The organism is Pseudomonas sp. AK181, from assembly GCF_051122975.1.
Lineage (GTDB): Bacteria > Pseudomonadota > Gammaproteobacteria > Pseudomonadales > Pseudomonadaceae > Aquipseudomonas > Aquipseudomonas lactis.
On sequence record NZ_CP146348.1, the window covers coordinates 6462012 to 6479943 of the forward strand.

A 17932-nucleotide genomic window follows, 5' to 3' on the forward strand; every position below is an offset into this window, starting at 1 on the left:
CCGGGACTAAACACCATCACATTTATAGTTAAGGAGTGCGGGACAGATGGAATCAGCCAAGGAACTTCAAGGCCGCATTCTTTTAGTGGATGACGAATCTGCGATCCTGCGCACCTTCCGCTATTGCCTGGAAGACGAAGGCTATACCGTCGCCACCGCGAACAGTGCCGCCCAGGCCGACGCGCTGATGCAGCGTCAGGTGTTCGACCTTTGCTTCCTCGACCTGCGCCTGGGCGAGGACAATGGCCTGGACGTGCTGGCCCAGATGCGGGTACAGGCACCCTGGATGCGCGTGGTGATTGTGACCGCTCATTCGGCCGTGGATACCGCCGTGGACGCCATCCAGGCCGGCGCCGCCGACTACCTGGTCAAACCTTGCAGCCCAGACCAACTGCGCCTGGCCACCGCCAAGCAACTGGAAGTGCGTCAGCTCTCGGCGCGGCTGGAAGCGCTGGAAGGCGAAGTGCGCCAGCCTAAAGACGGCCTGGACTCCCATAGCCCGGCAATGATGGTGGTGTTGGAAACCGCGCGGCAGGTGGCCGGGACGGATGCCAACATCTTGATCCTCGGCGAGTCCGGTACCGGTAAAGGTGAGCTGGCCAGGGCGATACACGGCTGGAGCAAACGCTCGAAGAAGTCCTGCGTGACCATCAACTGCCCGTCTTTGACTGCCGAACTGATGGAAAGCGAACTGTTCGGCCACAGCCGCGGCGCGTTCACCGGCGCCAGCGAAAGCACCTTGGGCCGAGTGAACCAGGCGGACGGCGGTACGCTGTTTCTCGACGAGATCGGCGATTTCCCCCTCACGTTGCAACCCAAGTTACTACGGTTTATTCAAGATAAAGAGTATGAGCGGGTGGGCGACCCGGTCACCCGCCGCGCTGACGTGCGCATCCTTGCAGCCACCAACCTGAACCTGGAAGACATGGTGCGCGATGGCCGCTTCCGTGAAGACTTGCTCTACCGCCTGAATGTCATCACCTTGCACTTGCCGCCGCTGCGCGAACGCAGTGAAGACATCCTGACCCTGGCCGACCGCTTCCTCGCCCGCTTCGTCAAGGAATACGCACGCCCGGCACGCGGCTTCAGCGATAATGCCCGCGAAGCGCTACTCAACTATCGCTGGCCCGGCAATATCCGCGAACTGCGTAACGTGGTGGAACGCGCCAGCATTATCTGCCCTCAGGAGAAGGTGGAGATCAGCCACCTGGGGATGGCCGAGCAACCGGCCAACAATGCACCGCGTATCGGCGCGGCTTTGAGCCTGGATGAGCTGGAAAAAGCCCATATCGGCGCCGTACTTGCGACCAGCGACACCCTGGACCAAGCGGCCCGCACACTCGGCATCGATGCGTCGACGCTGTACCGCAAACGCAAGCAGTACAACCTTTGAACAGGACCTTATGAAGCTCGCGATGAAACTGCGCACCCGGTTATTCCTGAGCATCTCAGCGCTGATCACCGTGGCATTGCTGGGGTTGATCCTGGGCTTGGTCAGTGTCATGCAAATGGCCAAGACCCAGGAATCGCTGATCCGCAGTAACTTCATCACCCTGGACCTGGGGCTCAAGTTGCGTCAGAGCCTGGGCGACCAGTTGATCATGATGCTGGAGAAGCGTCCTGACCCGGACGCCCTGCAAGCCTCCAAGCAACATTATTTCGACTTGTTGGACCAAGGCATCGCCCATGAGCAGGTCGACGGCACAAACCATGGCTTCAGCCAGGCACGCTCCGATTACCAGAAGCTGCTGGAAGCGTTTGACCAATCCCAACAGGCTTCACCGCCCGCAGGCAGCAAAGAAAAGCTGACTGAAACCTTCAACATATTGCGCAACGGCCTGATCGCCGATCACAAGCGGGCGCTGGAAAATATCAGTACCAGCGAGCATAAATCCCGCGAGCGCGCGTTGTTGATTGCCGGCCTGCTCGGGCTGGTAGGGCTCGCGGTGCTGATCATCGGTTTCGTCACGGCCCATGGCATCGCCCGGCGTTTCGGCGGCCCCATCGAGGCCCTGGCCAAGGCCGCCGACAAGATCGGGCAGGGCGATTTTGAAGTCACCCTGCCGATCTCCTCCGCTGCGGAAATGAACCTGCTGACCCGCCGCTTCGGCATCATGGCCGAAGCGTTGCGCCAACATCAGGCCACTAACATCGATGAGCTGCTGGCCGGCCAACAGCGCCTGCAAGCGGTGCTCGACAGTATCGATGACGGCCTGTTAATGATTGATCGCCAAGGCTGCCTGGAGCACCTCAACCCTGTGGCGCAGCGCCAATTGGGCTGGGATGAGGAGCGGCTCGGCCAAGGCCTTGGCGAAGCCATGGGTCGCGCAGAAATGGATGAACAGCTGCAACTGGTGCTGCGCGGCGGCAACCTGGAGCGGGCCCCGGATGATCTGGAGGTGGAAGTCGAGGGCGAATTGCGCCTGCTGACCTACAGCCTGACCCCGGTCAGCCATACCCAGGGGCATATTCTCGGGGCCGTGATGGTGCTGCATGATGTGACTGAACAGCGCGCCTTCGAGCGGGTGCGCAGCGAGTTCGTGTTGCGCGCCTCCCATGAGCTGCGCACGCCGGTTACCGGCATGCACATGGCCTTCGGCTTGTTCCGTGAACGGGCCAAGTTCCCACCGGAGTCCCGCGAGGCGGACCTGCTGGATACCGTCAATGAAGAGATGCAGCGCCTGATGCAGTTGATCAACGACCTGCTCAACTTCTCGCGCTACCAGAACGGCCTGCAAAAACTCACCCTGGGCACGTGCGATGTCACCGACTTGCTGGAGCACGCACGGGCCCGATTTGCTGAGCTTGCGAACGCCCAGCACATTGAGTTGCTGGTGGAAGCCCAACCTGAGTTGCCACGGCTATATGCCGACCAGGTGCAACTGGAGCGGGTGCTCGACAACCTGCTGGGCAATGCCCTGCGCCACACCGCCGAAGGCGGGCAGATTCGTCTGCAGGCACGACGGCATGGCGAGCGGGTGATTATCAGCGTCGAAGATAACGGCGAAGGCATTGCCTACGGCCAGCAAGGGCGGATCTTCGAACCCTTTGTGCAGGTGGGCCGCAAGAAAGGTGGTGCGGGCCTGGGGTTGGCACTGTGCAAGGAGATCGTGCAATTGCACGGCGGCCGCATGGGCGTGTACTCACGGCCGGGGCAGGGTACGCAGTTCTATATGGCATTGCCTCTGTAGGAGCGAGCTTGCTCGCGAAAAACGTCAACGATAACGCTGTGCTGTCAGGCAGCCCGCGTCGTCTATGCGTTCTTCGCGAGCAAGCTCGCTCCTACATTATTATTTTTACACCATCAGCGGTGATTCAAGGCCCTCAGGATTGCGGCGCTTTCAGCATCCGGGGTGCCGTCAAACAATGAAGGGCGAAAGCGCATCTGGAACGCGGCGATGACGTGCCGCGTGGCCACATCCAGCTCACCGGTCTGCGGCGTCTGGTAGCCCAGGCGCGCCAGTTCTTCCTGGAACCAGGTAATGCTCGGCAACTGCGCGGCGTACTGCACCTGAAACCGGGCCACTGCCTGGGCATCCGGCCACACGGCCAGACCTTCTGCCGCCAAGCGCTTCCAAGGGAACAACGGGCCTGGGTCCAGCTTGCGCAGCGGGGCGATATCGCTGTGCCCGATGATGTTCTTGGGGTCGATGCCGTTACGCTTGCTGATGTCCTTGAGCAGCACGATCAGCGACTGCACCTGCGCTTCGGAATACGGGTACCACACACGCCCCGTCGGCGTATCGCTGAACCCTGGGTTGACGATCTCGATACCGATGGAGCTGGAATTGAGCCAGGTGCGCCCCATCCACTCGCTTTCCCCCGCGTGCCAGGCGCGCTGGCTTTCATCCACCAGCTTGTAGATGGTGCCGGAGGCGTCGTCGCCGATCAGGTAATGGCTGCTGACCTGGCCATGGGTCAACAGCGTCAGGGAACGCTCAAGATTGGTCGAGGTGTAATGCACCACAACGAACTGCACGCGGTTGTCGTGGTTAACCGAAGGATGGCTGGTGTTGAGGCGCGGGCCACTGGCGCAGCCGGCGAGCAGAAGAAACGCTAAAGCGATATACAAGGATTTCATGGCGAGAGGCAGTACACTGAAAGACGATAATGCAACAGTGTAACGTACGACTCACGGCCAGGCGGTCAAATTACAAAATGGAACATCTTTTATGCCGCCTGCACCTGATTACGCCCCGCGGCCTTCGCCCTGTAGAGCGCCTCGTCGGCACGCTTGAGCGCCAGGTCACTGCGCTCGCCGGGTTGAAACTGCGCCACGCCCATGGACACCGTGATCGTTACCGGCTCACCCTTGAAGTGGAACGGGCACGCGGCAATGGCCTCACGCAATACTTCACCTACGGCCAACGCATCCGCCAAGGCTGAGTCGGGCATTAGCAGCACAAACTCTTCGCCACCAAAACGTGCAATGAAGTCCGTCGGCCGCAGGCGTTTGCTCAGCACATTGGCGATGATCTTCAAGACTTTGTCCCCTGCCAGGTGACCGTAGCCGTCGTTGATGCGCTTGAAGTGGTCCAGGTCGAGCATGGCCAGCGACAGGCTGTTACCGCGCTGATGCCAGGCGTTGACTTCGTAATCGAGGCGTTCGCTCCAGGCCGCACGGTTGGGCAAGCCGGTGAGCGGATCGATCAAGGCCTTCTGGCGCTGCACCTCCAGGTGCTCGCGGTAGCCCTGGGCCTCCTGCTCCATATGGGCCACGCGTTCAGCCAGGCCTTTTAGGCGTGCGGCCACTTCCTGTTCGCGCAGGTCACGCTGCTGCTGGTGTTCGTCCATGGTGCCGAGCAAGCCTTCAAGGTGGCTTTCGAGCACCTGCTTGAGGCTGTCCAGGTCGGCGGCGTCCTGCACGCTGCTTTGCAGGCCGTCGACCTGCTCACGAATCTGTGTGTCCAGTTCCCGCGCAGCCAGGCTGCTATCGGCGTGGCCCTCGCTGGCGACCTGCAGATGGCCCTGGAATGCCTCGAGACGCTCGTTGAGCTGCTTGAGATAAGCCTCGAACTCATGCTGGCCACTGTCGGTGATCGCCAGCATCAGCACCGCCAGGTCATCGAGGATCGGCAGCAGTTCGTACCAGTTCAAGCCGTGGGCGAGACGCTCACGCATTGCCTCGGCCTGGGGTTGGTGACGTTCGGGCAGGGAAAGATCTTCCAGCAGGCCGAGCAAAGTGCCTTCAATGTGCTTGGCCACCGAGCTGTAGGACGGTTCAGGCGAATCGGGCAGGGCGTAGGTGCCGTCCGGTTGTAGCTCGTCAGGCTCGGGGCTTTCCAGCACGGGGGGCAATGACAAGCTGCCGATAGTGGTCTCATCCGGCGTCTCAACTGGAACCGGCGGCGGCTCGATAAAGGCGGCGAGTGCGCTTTCGTGAGCAGGTTCCGCAACCGGTGGCGCCTGCACGTCGGGTTCAGATAATTGCGCAGGCGCAATCGATGACGGCTCTGGAGCGTCGAATACCGGCGTTTCGCTGGCGACCTCTTGCACTTCGGCCGCTGCAACAGGCACAGGCTTCAAGGGTGGCAACGGTGCAAAAGCACGCAAGGCTTGGGTCAATTCTTCTGATTGCGCAGGTTCTTCCGGTTCGGGCACGGGCTTGGGCGCTGCGGGTTTGGGCGCTGCCGATTGCGCTGCCGGCAGTGGCTCGGCATCAACCGCAAGCGCTTCGCTGGCGGCTTCTTTACTGCCGAACAGGCGCTGCAACAGGCCCGGGCCTGGGCGTGCAGTTTCGCCATCAGGCTCCAGATTATTCAGCGCCTGCCCCTGCAGGCTGCTCAGCTCACTGAGTAGCAGGGGTATCTCCCGCGCTTGCGCCACGCGACCATCGAGTTGCTTGGCGAAGGTTTTCAGCGGGCGAGCCACCTCGCGGGGCAGCGGCAGCTTTTGCAACTGGGTGACCAAGGCGGTGAGCGCGGCGCTCATCTGATCGACGCGGGTTTCGCGGCGCTGCTCCGAATCCAGCACGGCCTTTTCCAGACGCGGCAGTAAAGCGGCGAGGGCAGCGTCCATGTCGTCCGTGCGCACGACATCGCGCATTTCCTTCATGCATTGATCGACGGCGCGGTCGGTGCCTTCGGCGGCCAGCGTGCTGCGCACCAGCCCGCGGCGCAGCAAATCGAGGCGGGCAGCCCAGCGGCGTTCGAGTTTGTCTTGTTGCTCGATGCTCTGGAGGTACTTCTCTTTCCAGCGCTGGGCGTCGTCGCTCATGCAAGGGGTCCGCGAGGGCCTGGGCTCAACGCGGGTAATGCATCAGCCGTGAGCGAACCCGGCAGACGAATCTCTACCGCGACCGGCAGGTGATCGGAAATGGGCTGCGCCAGCACCTGCACACTTTCCAGTGTGAGGCTTGGGCTGAGCAGGATATGGTCAAGACAGCGCTGCGGGCGCCAGCTGGGAAACGTGGCTTCGACTTGCGGGGCCAGTAACCCCAGGTCGCGCAGCGGAGAATTCTGCAGCAGGTCGTTGGCATGGGTGTTCATGTCACCCATGAGCACCTGGTGCTTGTAGTTACCAATCAATTCACGCACGTAGGCCAACTGCAGGTTGCGCGTACGCCCCCCGAGAGCCAGGTGCATCATCACCACCACCAAGGCTTCCGGGCCTTCGCCAAAACGCACAAGGATCGCCCCGCGCCCTTTGGGGCCTGGCAACGGGTGATCTTCAATGGCAGTGGGTTTGAGACGGCTGAGCACGCCGTTGCTGTGCTGTGCCAGGCGCCCTAGATTACGGTTGAGTTGCTGATACCAGTACGGAAAAGCTCCCAACTGAGCCAGGTGTTCCACCTGGTTGATATAGCCGGAGCGCAGGCTGCCACCGTCGGCTTCCTGCAGGGCGACCAAGTCGAAGTCGCTGAGCAGGTCGCCGATTTTCTGCAAGTTACCGGTACGCCCCTTGTGGGGCAGCAGATGCTGCCAGCCACGCGTGAGGTAGTGCCGATACTTCTCGGTACTGTTGCCCACCTGGATATTGAAGCTGAGCAGGCGCAAGCGGCTGTCTGCCGGCAGGCCTGTGGACTCCAGGTGATGCTCGTTGACCTGCGGTTCATGCAGGCCAACGACACGCTCGGTACCCCAGCGGCGCATGGCGAGCCCCTTACTTGGCAGCGCGTTCTTTGGCAATCAGTTGGTCAGCAACGTTCAGGGTCGCTTCAGGACCACCGGTGCTGCCCAGGTCGAAACGGTATTTGCCGTTGACGATCAGGGTTGGAACGCCTTGCACGCCGTACTTCTGCGCGAGTTCCTTGGCCTGTTTGATCTGGCCCTGGATAGCGAAGGAGTTGAAGGTCGCCAGGAACTTGTCCTTGTCGACACCCTGAGTGGCAACGAAGTCAGCCATTTCGTCCGGCTTGGTCAGGCGCTTGCCTTGTTTCTGGATCGCTTCGAAGACGGCGTTGTGGACCTTGTGCTCAACACCCATGGCTTCCAGGGTCAGGAACAGTTGGCCGTGGGCGTCCCATGGGCCACCGAACATGGCGGGAATGCGACGGAAGTTAACGTCCTTGGGCAGCTTTTCAGCCCATGGGTTGATAGTCGGCTCGAAGGCGTAGCAATGCGGGCAGCCGTACCAGAACAGCTCCACCACTTCGATCTTGCCCGGTACTGCAACGGGAACCGGGTTAGCCAGCTCAACATAGGTTTTACCGGCTTCAAGCGGCACATCGGCAGCTTGTGCGGTCATGCCGAAGAGGCTGGCAGTGACGAGAGCGGCGCTGAGGATCAGATTACGCATGCTTTACTCCTGGACAAATAAAGTCGCCTCACGCGACCTTTGTTGTGACAGGTCTACGCGGACATGAGTTCGTTAGTGTAACGGCAGCGGCCACAAAAAAGGGCGGCCTGAGCCACCCTTTTTATGCTTGCATCGCGGGATTAATCGAGCGTTAACGCCCGGCCAGGTCAGTGCAGGCCCTGGATATAACTGGAGAGGGCTGCGATGTCTTCGTCGCTCAGCTTGCGAGCGATGGTGCGCATGGTCATCGCGTCGCCATCGTTGGCCCGGCCGGCTTCTTCTTTGCGAAAGTCGGTCAACTGCTTGGCGATGTAGGTGGCGTGCTGGCCGCTCAGGTGCGGGAAGCCTGCGGTAGCATTTCCTGCGCCATTGGGCGAGTGGCAACCGGTGCAGGCAGGCAAGCCTTTTTCCAGGTTACCGCCACGGAACAACTGCTCTCCACGGGCGACCAATTTAGGATCGGCAGCTCCCACGCTACCCTTCTGGCTGGCAAAATACGCCGCGATATCCGCCAGGTCCTGATCGCTGAGATTGGTGAGCAGGCCGGTCATTTCCAGCACCGTGCGCTTGCCGCTCTTGATATCCTGCATCTGCTTGGTCAGGTAACGCTCACCCTGGCCGGCCAGCTTGGGGAAATTCGGCGCCGGGCTGTTACCATCCGGTCCGTGGCAAGCACCACACACGGCGGCTTTCGCCTGGCCCGCTGTAGCGTCGCCTGCAGCATGGGCAACACTGGTGATGCCCAAGGTCAACAGCAGACTCACGATCAGTTTGTTCATCAGCTAATCCAACTACGGCTAAGGGTTTAAGAGTTATCTACCGGGTTTACTCACCATCACATCAGCGACGGCCTGGTAATCCTCAGTACTGCAGTCCATGCACAAACCACGCGGCGGCATTGCCTTGAAACCCTGGGTCACGTGCTGCGTCAGCCTGACCATGCAAACTCGGTTGATCCTGTGTAGCCTGAGCGCCGTAAAGCGGAATCAGGGCAGCAGAAGCGAGCAACCGTCGGTCCATACATCGACCTTTTCAGGGTTTGAGAGCGTTTTGCGTTCTAATGCGCAATAAAGGTCTTTCGCTCCCGTGAACTTCATCCTTCGCTGGGACAAAGCACACACAAAATCTGCGGCATTATATACTGGCGCTACTGAAACGGAAACGACACCGCTTGCCGCACCCTTTCTCGGCACCGCCCACATCGGAAATCTCATGCAACTCAAGAACCCCATCCTCGGCCTGTGCCAACAGTCCACCTTCATGCTCAGCGCCGCCAAAGTGGACCAATGCCCCGATGACGAGGGCTTTGAAGTCGCCTTTGCCGGCCGTTCCAACGCCGGTAAATCCAGCGCACTGAACACCCTGACCCACGCCAGCCTGGCGCGCACCTCGAAAACCCCGGGCCGCACGCAACTACTCAATTTCTTCAAGCTAGACGATGATCGGCGTCTGGTCGACCTGCCGGGCTACGGTTATGCAAAAGTACCTATCCCGCTGAAGCTGCACTGGCAGCGTCACCTCGAGGCTTACCTGGGCGGTCGCGAGAGTTTGAAGGGTTTGATTCTGATGATGGATATCCGTCATCCAATGACCGACTTCGACTTGCTGATGCTCGACTGGGCGGTCGCCAGCGGCATGCCGATGCACATTTTGCTGACCAAGGCCGACAAGCTCACCTACGGTGCAGCCAAGAACACCTTGCTCAAAGTGCAGTCCGAAATCCGTAAGGGTTGGGGCGATACCATCACGATTCAGCTGTTCTCCGCCCCCAAGCGCATGGGCCTGGAAGAAGCCTACACCGTACTGGCCGGCTGGATGGAATTGGCGGACAAGGGCGCAGAAATCGCCGAATAACTTTTCTGCGGGCAAAAAAAACCCCGGACTTCTTTTGGGGAGGGGAAGTTCGGGGTTCAAGTTCCGGACCGCTAGGGCGGGGTCTGGAATTATCTGCCAACACTTAACACAACATAGGAGCATTGAAGGGCTTCACCACCCATTCAGTAACTCTGAGTGGCAGTTCACAGGTTAAGTTCCGACAGGCCCAAAAAACTATTGGAAATAACTGACCGCGGTTTGCGCTCTAAACCGCCTCGCCACCGCGCAATGTGATGGCGAAGCCGCAGAATCAGTGCGCCTCGTCCCAGTTATCGCCTACGCCTACGTCCACCACCAAAGGCACGTCCAACTGCGCCGCCGCGCTCATATGCTCGCGAATCTTCTCGCTGACCTGCGCGACCAGGTCTTCGCGCACCTCCAGCACCAATTCGTCGTGCACTTGAAGGATAACCTTGGCATCCAGGCCCGACTCGGTCAGCCAGTTATCCACCTGCACCATGGCTTTCTTGATGATGTCCGCCGCCGTGCCCTGCATCGGCGCGTTGATCGCCGTGCGCTCGGCCGCCGCGCGCTCCTGAGGCTTGTTGGAGTTGATGTCCGGCAAGTACAGGCGGCGCCCGAAGAAGGTTTCGACGTAGCCCTGATCCGCCGCCTGGGCGCGGGTGCGCTCCATGTATTCGCGAACCCCTGGATAGCGGGCGAAGTACACATCGATGTAAGCCTTGGCGGTCTTGGTATCGACGCCAATGTCCTTGCCCAGCTTCTGGGCACCCATGCCGTAGATCAGGCCGAAGTTGATCGCCTTGGCGCTGCGGCGCTGGTTGGACGTAACCTCGTTCAACTCGACCTTGAACACTTCGGCCGCCGTGGCCGTGTGCACGTCCAGGTCATTGCGGAAGGCGTTCATCAAGCCTTCGTCCTTGGACAAATGCGCCATGATCCGCAGCTCGATCTGCGAATAGTCCGCCGCCAGCAGCTTGTAGCCCTTGGGCGCGACAAACGCCTGGCGAATGCGCCGCCCCTCGGCGGTGCGCACCGGGATGTTCTGCAGGTTCGGATCGCTGGAGGACAAGCGCCCGGTCGCCGCGACGGCCTGATGGTAAGACGTATGAATACGCCCGGTACGCGGGTTGATCTGTTCTGGCAGGCGGTCGGTATAGGTACTTTTGAGCTTGCTCATGCTGCGGTACTGCATGAGTACCTTGGGCAGCGGGAAATCATCTTCGGCCAGTTTGGCCAGCACTTCTTCAGCCGTGGAGGCCTGGCCTTTGCCGGTTTTTTTCAACACCGGCATGCCGAGTTTCTCGTACAGGATCGCCCCGAGTTGCTTGGGCGACCCCAGGTTGAATTCTTCACCGGCGATCTCGTACGCCTGGCGCTCCAGTTCAACCATCTTGTTACCCAGCTCGATGCTCTGGATGCCGAGCAGGTCCTTGTCTACCAGTGCGCCCTGGCGCTCGATGCGTGCCAGCACCGGCACCAGCGGGATCTCGATGTCCGTCAGCACACTGGCCAGGCTCGGGATCGCGGCCAGTTGCGCGTACAAGTGCTGATGCAGGCGCAAGGTCACGTCGGCATCTTCGGCCGCATAGGGGCCGGCTTGCTCAAGGGCGATCTGATCGAACGTGAGTTGCTTGGCCCCTTTGCCGGCGATGTCCTGGAAACTGACCGTGTCGTGGTCCAGGTACTTCTTCGCCAGACTGTCCATATCGTGACGCGTCGCGGTGGAGTTGAGCACGTAGGATTCGAGCATGGTGTCGAAGGCGATGCCGCGCACGGTAATGCCCTGGGTAGGGTCGCCACCAATGGCGCAGTTGGCGAGGATATTCATGTCGAACTTGGCGTGCTGGCCCACCTTGAGTTTGGTCGGATCTTCCAGCAGCGGCTTCAAGGCCAGCAGCACGGTGTCGCGGTCCAGTTGTTCCGGTGCACCGATGTAAGCGTGCGTCAGCGGAATGTAGGCAGCCTCATGGGGCTGCACGGCGAACGAGAGCCCGACCAATTGCGCCTGCTGGGCGTCGATCCCGGTGGTTTCGGTATCGAAGGCAAACAGCTTGGCGTCGTTGAGCTTCTTCAGCCACAGATCGAACGTGGCCTGGTCAAGAATGGTGGTGTAAACCGTCTCTACGGGCACCGATACCACTGCTTCCACTGCGACATCCGCGACAGGCGCAACTTCATTGGCCGCCTTCAGCTCGACACGCTTGGTGTCGCGTTGGATCTCGTCGTACCAACTCTTGAACTCCAGCAATGCGTACAGCTCAAGCAGCTTTTCGCGATCCGGTTCGATCAGGTGCAGGTCATCCAGCCCGATATCCAGCGGCACATCGATCTTGATCGTCGCCAACTGATAGGACAGGAATGCCATCTCCTTATGCTCTTCCAGCTTGGCCGGCAGGGTTTTGGCCCCACGGATAGGCAGGGTCGGCACAATATCCAGCTGCTCATAAAGCTCTTTGAGGCCGCCATTGACCCCAACCAGCAAGCCGGAGGCGGTCTTGGGGCCAATGCCCGGAACGCCGGGAATGTTGTCGGATGAATCCCCCATCAACGCCAGATAGTCGATGATCTGTTCCGGAGCGACGCCGAATTTCTCCTTAACGCCCTCGATGTCCATCGAACTACCGGTCATGGTGTTGACCAAGGTAATGTGGCCGTCCACCAGTTGCGCCATGTCTTTGTCACCGGTCGAGATCACCACCGGGCGGCTCGCGGCCGCACTGCTGCGGGCCAGGGTGCCGATCACGTCATCGGCCTCGACGCCCTCGACGCACAGCAACGGGAAGCCAAGAGCGATCACGCTTTGATGCAGCGGCTCGATCTGCAGGCGCATGTCATCGGGCATGCTCGGGCGGTTGGCTTTGTATTCGGCGTACATCTCATCGCGAAAAGTCCCACCCTTGGCGTCGAAAACCACGGCAAATGGGCTGTCCGGGTACTGCTTGCGCAGGCTTTTGAGCATGTTCAACACGCCCTTGACCGCACCGGTGGGCAGGCCTTTGGAGGTGGTCAGCGGTGGCAGCGCGTGGAAGGCGCGGTACAGATAAGAAGAACCGTCCACCAGGACGAGGGGCGCTTGGCTCATGAGCAGGATCAACCTTTTCGGCGGGTCAGGCGCTAGAATAGCCGGACCAATGAAAACAAAGGGACAAGGTTATCATGCGTACATTCAATCGCCTGCTGTTGACCGGTTTGATTGCACTCGCTCCGATGGCTGCCATGGCGGCAGACAGTGCCCCTGGAGGTGATCCGGAAGTTACCATTCGCACGGAAGGCGACAAAACCATCCAGGAATACCGCCAAAACGGCTTCCTGTACGCAATCAAGGTCACCCCGAAGGGCGCACCACCGTACTTTCTGGTACGTGCGGACGGCACCGACGCGAACTTCATCCGCTCTGACCAGCCGGATATGCTGATCCCGTCATGGAAGATCTTCGAATGGAAATGATTTCTTAATTTTAACCGGCGCTGCCCACCGCAGCGCCCGTAACGGCAGTTTTAACCATGTCTGTGTTCACCCCCCTGGCTCGGCCCGAGCTGGAAACCTTTCTCGCCCCTTATGGGCTCGGCCGCCTGCTTGATTTCCAGGGGATTGCCGCCGGCAGCGAAAACACCAATTTCTTTATCAGCCTGGAGCAGGGCGAGTTCGTCCTGACCCTGGTTGAGCGTGGCCCGGTGGCGGAAATGCCGTTCTTCATCGAACTGCTCGACGTGCTCCACGACGCCGACTTGCCCGTGCCGTACGCCCTGCGCACTACCGACGGCATCGCTTTGCGCGAACTCAAGGGCAAACCGGCCTTGCTGCAACCGCGCCTGGCGGGCAAGCACATCAAGGAGGCCAATGCGCAGCATTGCGCCCAGGTTGGCGAACTGCTCGGCCACCTGCACTTGGCCACCCAAGGCGAAAAGGTACTTGAACGCAAGACCGACCGCGGCCTGGAGTGGATGCTCAGCGAGGGCGCGCAGCTTATTACGCACCTCAACGAGACCCAACAACGCCTGTTGCGCGATGCGCTGGCCGAGATCGACACCCACAAGGCCGACATCCTCGGCCTGCCGCGGGCGAATGTGCACGCCGATCTATTTCGCGATAACGCGATGTTCGAAGGCACACACCTGACGGGTCTGATCGACTTCTACAACGCCTGTTCGGGGCCGATGCTCTACGACGTGGCCATCGCCTTGAATGACTGGTGCTCGGATGCCGATGGCGTGATTGACGGTCACCGCGCCCAGGCGTTGCTGGGCGCTTACGCGGGGCTACGGGCCTTTACCGCGAAGGAAGCCGAGCTATGGCCGACCATGCTGCGGGTGGCGTGCGTGAGGTTCTGGCTGTCCCGGCTGATCGCGGCCGAGTCATTTGCCGGGCAGGATGTGTTGATTCATGACCCGGCTGAGTTCGAGCACCGCCTGGTGCAGCGTCAGCAGGTCACGCTCCACCTACCGTTCGCGCTTTAAAAGACCGACTCGGTCAATGTGGGAGCTGGCTTGCCTGCGATAGCGGTATCGACTGACACACCGCTATCGCGGGCAAGCCCGCTCCCACAGGGGTTTTGTGTTGCCTGTTAGAGCGACTCCAGGCAACCGGCGAGGTCATTGCCGAGTTTTTCCAGCACCTGCTCATAGCCCTGGGCCGTCGCCGGGGTATAGCCACCCAACGCATCCAATTCCGCCAGCTTCACCGGCAACCCGGCCACCAGGGTTTCGGCCAAGCGAGGTCGCAATGGCGGCTCGCTGAACACGCAAGTCTTGCCCACTTCCTGCAAACGCGCGCGCATCGCCGCTACGTGCTGTGCGCCCGGCTGCACTTCGGCGGCCACGCTGAACACGCCAGCATGTTTCAAGCCGTACGCCTCTTCGAAGTAATCAAAGGCTTCGTGGAACACGAAGTAAGGTTTGCCATCAACACCCGCCAAACGCTGCTTCAGGCGCGCATCCAGCGCGTTCAGGCGTTCTTCGAAGGCTTTGGCATTGCTCTGATAATGCTCGGCATTGGCCGGGTCGGCGGCGCTGAGGTCGGCCGCCATCCGTGCGGCGATCACGCGCGCATTGACGGTCGACAACCACAGGTGCGCATCCACGCTGCCTGGACGGTGATCGTGGTCATGTTCGTCGGCTTCGTCGGCATGAGAATGGCTATCTTCGCCGAAAATTCGCAGTTTCATGCCCGGCAGGTCCTGCACGGCCACCGTTGCCGCTGTACGGCTTTTAAGCACACGCGGCAAAAACGTTTCCATGTCTGGCCCAATCCAGTACAGCAGGTCGACCGACTGCACGCGCCGTACGTCGGATGGGCGCAAAGCAAAGTTATGCGGCGACGCGCCTGGCGGCAGCAATACCTCTGGAACAGCCACCCCGTCCTGCACGGCAGCCGCGATCAGCTGCAACGGCTTGATGCTCGTCAGCACCTTGACCTCGGCCTGAGCGGCACCCGCAACGAACAAACTGGTGACAAATACGACAAAAACGGGAAAAAGTCGGGACACGATGACCACTCGATGGCGTAGGAACGGGTAACATAATAACGTCTCTATCAAATATCTGTCGCCGCTCATGCCTAAAACACCGCTTGCCAGCCGTCCCCACGACCACTCTCACTGCGTGCACACCGCATTGTCAGAGGCCGACACCCTGTGCGCGAAGAAAGGCTTGCGCCTCACCGCCTTGCGTCGCCGGGTGCTGGAGCTGGTGTGGCAGAGCCATAAGCCTTTGGGCGCGTACGACATTCTTGGCGTCCTCAGCGAGCAGGACGGCCGCCGCGCCGCGCCGCCTACCGTTTACCGTGCGCTGGATTTCCTGCTGGAAAATGGCCTGGTGCACCGTATCGCCTCGCTTAACGCCTTTGTCGGTTGCAACCACCCGGAGCATGCGCATCAGGGCCAGTTCCTGATCTGCCGCGAGTGCCACGCCGCCATCGAGCTTGAACAAAAAAGCATCAGCGACGCCATTATCAAAAGCGCTGCCGACGTCGGCTTCAAGGTCGAAGGGCAAACGGTCGAAGTGGTCGGCCTGTGCGCAGGCTGCCAGGGGGTTTGATGAGCAATGCGTTAATCCGCCTGGAGCAGGTCGGGGTCACGTTCGCCGGGCAAAACGTGCTGGAAAACATCGCACTGAGCGTGGAACCGGGGCAAATCGTCACCTTGATCGGCCCCAACGGCGCCGGCAAGACCACCCTGGTGCGCGCCGTACTCGGGCTGCTCAAGCCCCACAGCGGCACGGTTTGGCGCAAGCCCAAGCTGCGCGTGGGCTATATGCCGCAAAAGCTGCATGTGGACCCGACGCTGCCGCTCTCCGTATTGCGCTTCCTGCGCCTGGTGCCCGGCGTAGACCGCGCCCGCGCCCAGGCTGCGCTTAAGGAAGTGGGCGCCGAACACGTCATCGACAACCCGGTGCAAAGCATCTCCGGCGGCGAAATGCAGCGCGTGCTGCTGGCCCGCGCCTTGCTGCGCGAGCCCGAGCTGCTGGTACTCGATGAGCCCGTGCAAGGCGTCGATGTCGCCGGCCAGGCCGAGCTGTACAGCCTGATCACCCGCCTGCGCGACCGCCATGGTTGCGGCGTGCTGATGGTCTCCCACGACTTGCACCTGGTCATGAGCACCACCGACCAAGTGGTCTGCCTCAACCGCCACGTGTGCTGCTCCGGCCACCCGGAGCAAGTCAGTGGCGACCCGGCGTTCGTGGAGTTGTTCGGCAAGAACGCCCAGAGCCTGGCTATCTATCATCACCACCACGACCACGCCCATGACCTGCATGGCGCCGTCGTCGATACCCCCCACGTTCATGGAGATAGCTGCAAGCATGGCTGATTTTCTGCTCTACGCCCTGCTGGCAGGCTTGGCTTTGGCACTGGTAGCGGGCCCATTGGGCTCGTTTGTGGTCTGGCGGCGCATGGCCTATTTCGGTGACACCTTGTCCCATGCCGCCTTGCTGGGCGTGGCCATGGGCTTTCTGCTGGACGTAAGCCCGGCCATCGCCGTGACCGTCGGCTGCCTGCTGCTGGCGGTGTTGCTGGTGACCCTGCAGCAACGCCAGCCACTCGCCTCCGACACACTGCTGGGCATCCTCGCGCCCAGCACCTTGTCCCTGGGCCTGGTGGTGCTGAGCTTCATGCATGAAGTGCGCATCGACCTGATGGCCTACCTGTTCGGCGACCTGCTGGCGATCAGCCCGACGGACCTGGCCTGGATCCTCGGCGGCAGCGCTGCCGTGCTGGTGTTGCTGGTGACCCTGTGGCGCCCGTTGCTGGCGATCACCGTGCATGAAGAACTGGCCAAGGTAGAGGGCTTGCCCGTCGCAGGCCTGCGTATGGCCCTGATGTTGCTCATCGCCGTGGTGATTGCTGTCGCGATGAAGATTGTCGGCGTATTGTTGATCACGTCGCTGCTGATCATTCCAGCCGCCGCCGCCCAGCGCCACGCTCGCTCTCCGGAGCAGATGGCGATTGGCGCCAGCCTCCTGGGAATGCTTGCAGTGTGTGGTGGCCTGGCGCTGTCCTGGTTCAAGGACACACCGGCCGGGCCGTCGATTGTGGTTACGGCGGCCGCCCTGTTTCTGCTGAGTTTTGTCCTGCCCCGTCGAGGGGTGTAGACTTGCTCGCTTTTTGCGCAAATAGAGAGTCGCAGGAATGAAGCCGTTCACCTCCCGTTATCTGCTCCTTGCCGCATTTTCACTGCTGCTGGGCGCCTGCCAAAGTACGCCGCCCGCTGCCCCCCAGGCTCCGGATCCGCGGGCTGCGGCCATCGCGCAGCTGGAACAAAACCTGGCCAGCAGCGAATTGGCCACCGCCGAAGACCAGTTGGCCGCACTGCAGGCCCAATCGCCCAATGACCCGGCACTTGAGGCCTACCAGCGTCAATTGGCCGAAGCCTACCTGCAACGCAGCCAGATCGTGCTGCAAAAAGGCGACGTCAACGCGGCCGCCACGGCCCTGAGCCGTGCCCGCGCCCTGATGCCCAAGGCCCCTGCGCTGACCGGTGGCGTCAACAGCGCCATCAGCCATGCGCGCAAAGCCGAATTGGACCAGGCAGAAGCCGCATTGAAAGCCGCTGAGGCCAAGCCTGCCGCCAAGGTCATCGACCCGGCAGCGCCGAGCACCACCGTGGCGCTGAACCTTGCGGATGTTGAAGACATGCGCCATCAGTTGGACGCCATCGCCACCGATGTGGTGAATTACCAGTGCGACGTCAGCATCCAGGTGCCACGCACCCAGGATTACCCGTGGCTGGCCACGTTGCTGACCAAACGGGTAAAGCGGATTGATTCGGGGTATGACCTGAAAATTCACCGGCAGATTCTGAAACACATTCCGGCACAGGTTGTGCTGATTCCGCGCAAGGCGGACTAAAAGCATCGCAGGC

16 protein-coding genes and 1 pseudogene are annotated in these 17932 nt (G+C 61.0%); 9 read left to right on the forward strand and 8 right to left on the reverse strand.

The annotated features are described in order from the left end of the window. Positions 1–46: 46 nt before the first annotated feature. Together algB and V8689_RS29325 are read left to right on the forward strand one after the other, a co-directional pair. Entirely contained in the window at positions 47–1393 is a 1347-nt protein-coding gene (gene algB / locus V8689_RS29320; RefSeq protein ID WP_003187383.1) for a sigma-54-dependent response regulator transcription factor AlgB, read from the forward strand. A 10-nt stretch (positions 1394–1403) separates the two neighbouring features. Continuing rightward, positions 1404–3191 carry a KinB sensor domain-containing domain gene (locus tag V8689_RS29325; RefSeq protein WP_056790620.1) on the forward strand — a complete coding sequence of 596 codons (1788 nt, stop codon included), beginning with the start codon at positions 1404–1406 and terminating at the stop codon, positions 3189–3191. 113 nt (positions 3192–3304) lie between these two features. On the opposite strand, the gene V8689_RS29330 is transcribed toward V8689_RS29325, so the two are convergent. From V8689_RS29330 to V8689_RS29355, 6 genes and pseudogenes are all read right to left on the reverse strand, one after another. Next, positions 3305–4081 (reverse strand): N-acetylmuramoyl-L-alanine amidase, encoded by a 777-nt coding sequence (locus V8689_RS29330; RefSeq protein ID WP_434520668.1) that lies wholly within the window; start codon positions 4079–4081, stop codon positions 3305–3307. Between the two features lie 89 nt (positions 4082–4170). Further along, positions 4171–6216, reverse strand: a complete 2046-nt coding sequence (locus tag V8689_RS29335; protein WP_056790623.1) for a GGDEF domain-containing protein — start codon at positions 6214–6216, stop codon at positions 4171–4173. Then, positions 6213–7091 (reverse strand): endonuclease/exonuclease/phosphatase family protein, encoded by an 879-nt coding sequence (locus V8689_RS29340; protein WP_003187377.1) that lies wholly within the window; start codon positions 7089–7091, stop codon positions 6213–6215. The genes V8689_RS29335 and V8689_RS29340 overlap by 4 nt, the downstream gene beginning before the upstream one ends. A 10-nt stretch (positions 7092–7101) precedes the next feature. Continuing rightward, entirely contained in the window at positions 7102–7737 is a 636-nt protein-coding gene (gene dsbA, locus V8689_RS29345; RefSeq protein ID WP_003187375.1) for a thiol:disulfide interchange protein DsbA, read from the reverse strand. Positions 7738–7904: 167 nt separating this feature from the next. Then, positions 7905–8516 (reverse strand): c-type cytochrome, encoded by a 612-nt coding sequence (locus V8689_RS29350; protein WP_056790626.1) that lies wholly within the window; start codon positions 8514–8516, stop codon positions 7905–7907. A 33-nt stretch (positions 8517–8549) separates the two neighbouring features. Continuing rightward, a pseudogene (locus V8689_RS29355) lies at positions 8550–8757 on the reverse strand (cytochrome). A 192-nt stretch (positions 8758–8949) separates the two neighbouring features. On the opposite strand from V8689_RS29355, the gene yihA reads away from it, so the two are divergent. Then, positions 8950–9591: a ribosome biogenesis GTP-binding protein YihA/YsxC gene (yihA, locus tag V8689_RS29360; protein ID WP_003187369.1), complete on the forward strand. Its 642-nt coding sequence runs from the start codon at positions 8950–8952 to the stop codon at positions 9589–9591. A gap of 271 nt (positions 9592–9862) precedes the next feature. On the opposite strand, the gene polA is transcribed toward yihA, so the two are convergent. Continuing rightward, complete coding sequence (gene polA, locus V8689_RS29365) at positions 9863–12658, reverse strand: DNA polymerase I (protein ID WP_056790628.1); 2796 nt, start codon at positions 12656–12658, stop codon at positions 9863–9865. Positions 12659–12732: 74 nt separating this feature from the next. On the opposite strand from polA, the gene V8689_RS29370 reads away from it, so the two are divergent. Further along, positions 12733–13023, forward strand: coding sequence for a DUF2782 domain-containing protein (locus tag V8689_RS29370; protein WP_016978788.1), 291 nt, complete (start codon positions 12733–12735; stop codon positions 13021–13023). Positions 13024–13079: 56 nt separating this feature from the next. Then, positions 13080–14033 (forward strand): homoserine kinase, encoded by a 954-nt coding sequence (locus V8689_RS29375; RefSeq protein ID WP_056790632.1) that lies wholly within the window; start codon positions 13080–13082, stop codon positions 14031–14033. 107 nt (positions 14034–14140) lie between these two features. Here V8689_RS29375 and V8689_RS29380 read toward each other — a convergent pair whose 3' ends face one another. After that, a complete protein-coding gene (locus V8689_RS29380) occupies positions 14141–15070 on the reverse strand; it encodes a zinc ABC transporter substrate-binding protein ZnuA (RefSeq protein ID WP_056790634.1) in 930 nt (309 codons plus the stop codon). Positions 15071–15128: 58 nt separating this feature from the next. Between V8689_RS29380 and zur the strand changes: the two genes are divergently transcribed. Genes zur through V8689_RS29400 form a run of 4 tightly spaced genes read left to right on the forward strand, consistent with a single transcriptional unit; the run spans position 15129 to position 17919 of the window. Continuing rightward, positions 15129–15611, forward strand: a complete 483-nt coding sequence (gene zur, locus V8689_RS29385; RefSeq protein ID WP_056790636.1) for a zinc uptake transcriptional repressor Zur — start codon at positions 15129–15131, stop codon at positions 15609–15611. After that, positions 15611–16381 carry a zinc ABC transporter ATP-binding protein ZnuC gene (znuC, locus tag V8689_RS29390; protein ID WP_003187361.1) on the forward strand — a complete coding sequence of 257 codons (771 nt, stop codon included), beginning with the start codon at positions 15611–15613 and terminating at the stop codon, positions 16379–16381. The genes zur and znuC overlap by 1 nt, the downstream gene beginning before the upstream one ends. Then, positions 16374–17162 carry a zinc ABC transporter permease subunit ZnuB gene (gene znuB / locus V8689_RS29395; RefSeq protein WP_003187359.1) on the forward strand — a complete coding sequence of 263 codons (789 nt, stop codon included), beginning with the start codon at positions 16374–16376 and terminating at the stop codon, positions 17160–17162. Before znuC ends, znuB begins: the two co-directional genes overlap by 8 nt. Positions 17163–17199: 37 nt before the next feature. Further along, a complete protein-coding gene (locus V8689_RS29400; RefSeq protein ID WP_014716334.1) occupies positions 17200–17919 on the forward strand; it encodes a PA5502 family lipoprotein in 720 nt (239 codons plus the stop codon). Positions 17920–17932 lie beyond the last annotated feature (13 nt).

Bases quoted from the DNA above. Each gene is read 5' to 3' on its own strand.
- algB (WP_003187383.1), top strand. From the start codon at position 47: ATGGAATCAGCCAAGGAACTTCAAGGCCGCATTCTTTTAGTGGATGAC.
- V8689_RS29350 (WP_056790626.1), bottom strand. From the start codon at position 8,516: ATGAACAAACTGATCGTGAGTCTGCTGTTGACCTTGGGCATCACCAGT.
- V8689_RS29340 (WP_003187377.1), bottom strand. From the start codon at position 7,091: ATGCGCCGCTGGGGTACCGAGCGTGTCGTTGGCCTGCATGAACCGCAG.
- znuB (WP_003187359.1), top strand. From the start codon at position 16,374: ATGGCTGATTTTCTGCTCTACGCCCTGCTGGCAGGCTTGGCTTTGGCA.
- polA (WP_056790628.1), bottom strand. From the start codon at position 12,658: ATGAGCCAAGCGCCCCTCGTCCTGGTGGACGGTTCTTCTTATCTGTAC.
- V8689_RS29370 (WP_016978788.1), top strand. From the start codon at position 12,733: ATGCGTACATTCAATCGCCTGCTGTTGACCGGTTTGATTGCACTCGCT.
- dsbA (WP_003187375.1), bottom strand. From the start codon at position 7,737: ATGCGTAATCTGATCCTCAGCGCCGCTCTCGTCACTGCCAGCCTCTTC.
- yihA (WP_003187369.1), top strand. From the start codon at position 8,950: ATGCAACTCAAGAACCCCATCCTCGGCCTGTGCCAACAGTCCACCTTC.
- V8689_RS29330 (WP_434520668.1), bottom strand. From the start codon at position 4,081: ATGAAATCCTTGTATATCGCTTTAGCGTTTCTTCTGCTCGCCGGCTGC.
- V8689_RS29325 (WP_056790620.1), top strand. From the start codon at position 1,404: ATGAAGCTCGCGATGAAACTGCGCACCCGGTTATTCCTGAGCATCTCA.
- znuC (WP_003187361.1), top strand. From the start codon at position 15,611: ATGAGCAATGCGTTAATCCGCCTGGAGCAGGTCGGGGTCACGTTCGCC.
- zur (WP_056790636.1), top strand. From the start codon at position 15,129: ATGCCTAAAACACCGCTTGCCAGCCGTCCCCACGACCACTCTCACTGC.
- V8689_RS29400 (WP_014716334.1), top strand. From the start codon at position 17,200: ATGAAGCCGTTCACCTCCCGTTATCTGCTCCTTGCCGCATTTTCACTG.
- V8689_RS29375 (WP_056790632.1), top strand. From the start codon at position 13,080: ATGTCTGTGTTCACCCCCCTGGCTCGGCCCGAGCTGGAAACCTTTCTC.
- V8689_RS29335 (WP_056790623.1), bottom strand. From the start codon at position 6,216: ATGAGCGACGACGCCCAGCGCTGGAAAGAGAAGTACCTCCAGAGCATC.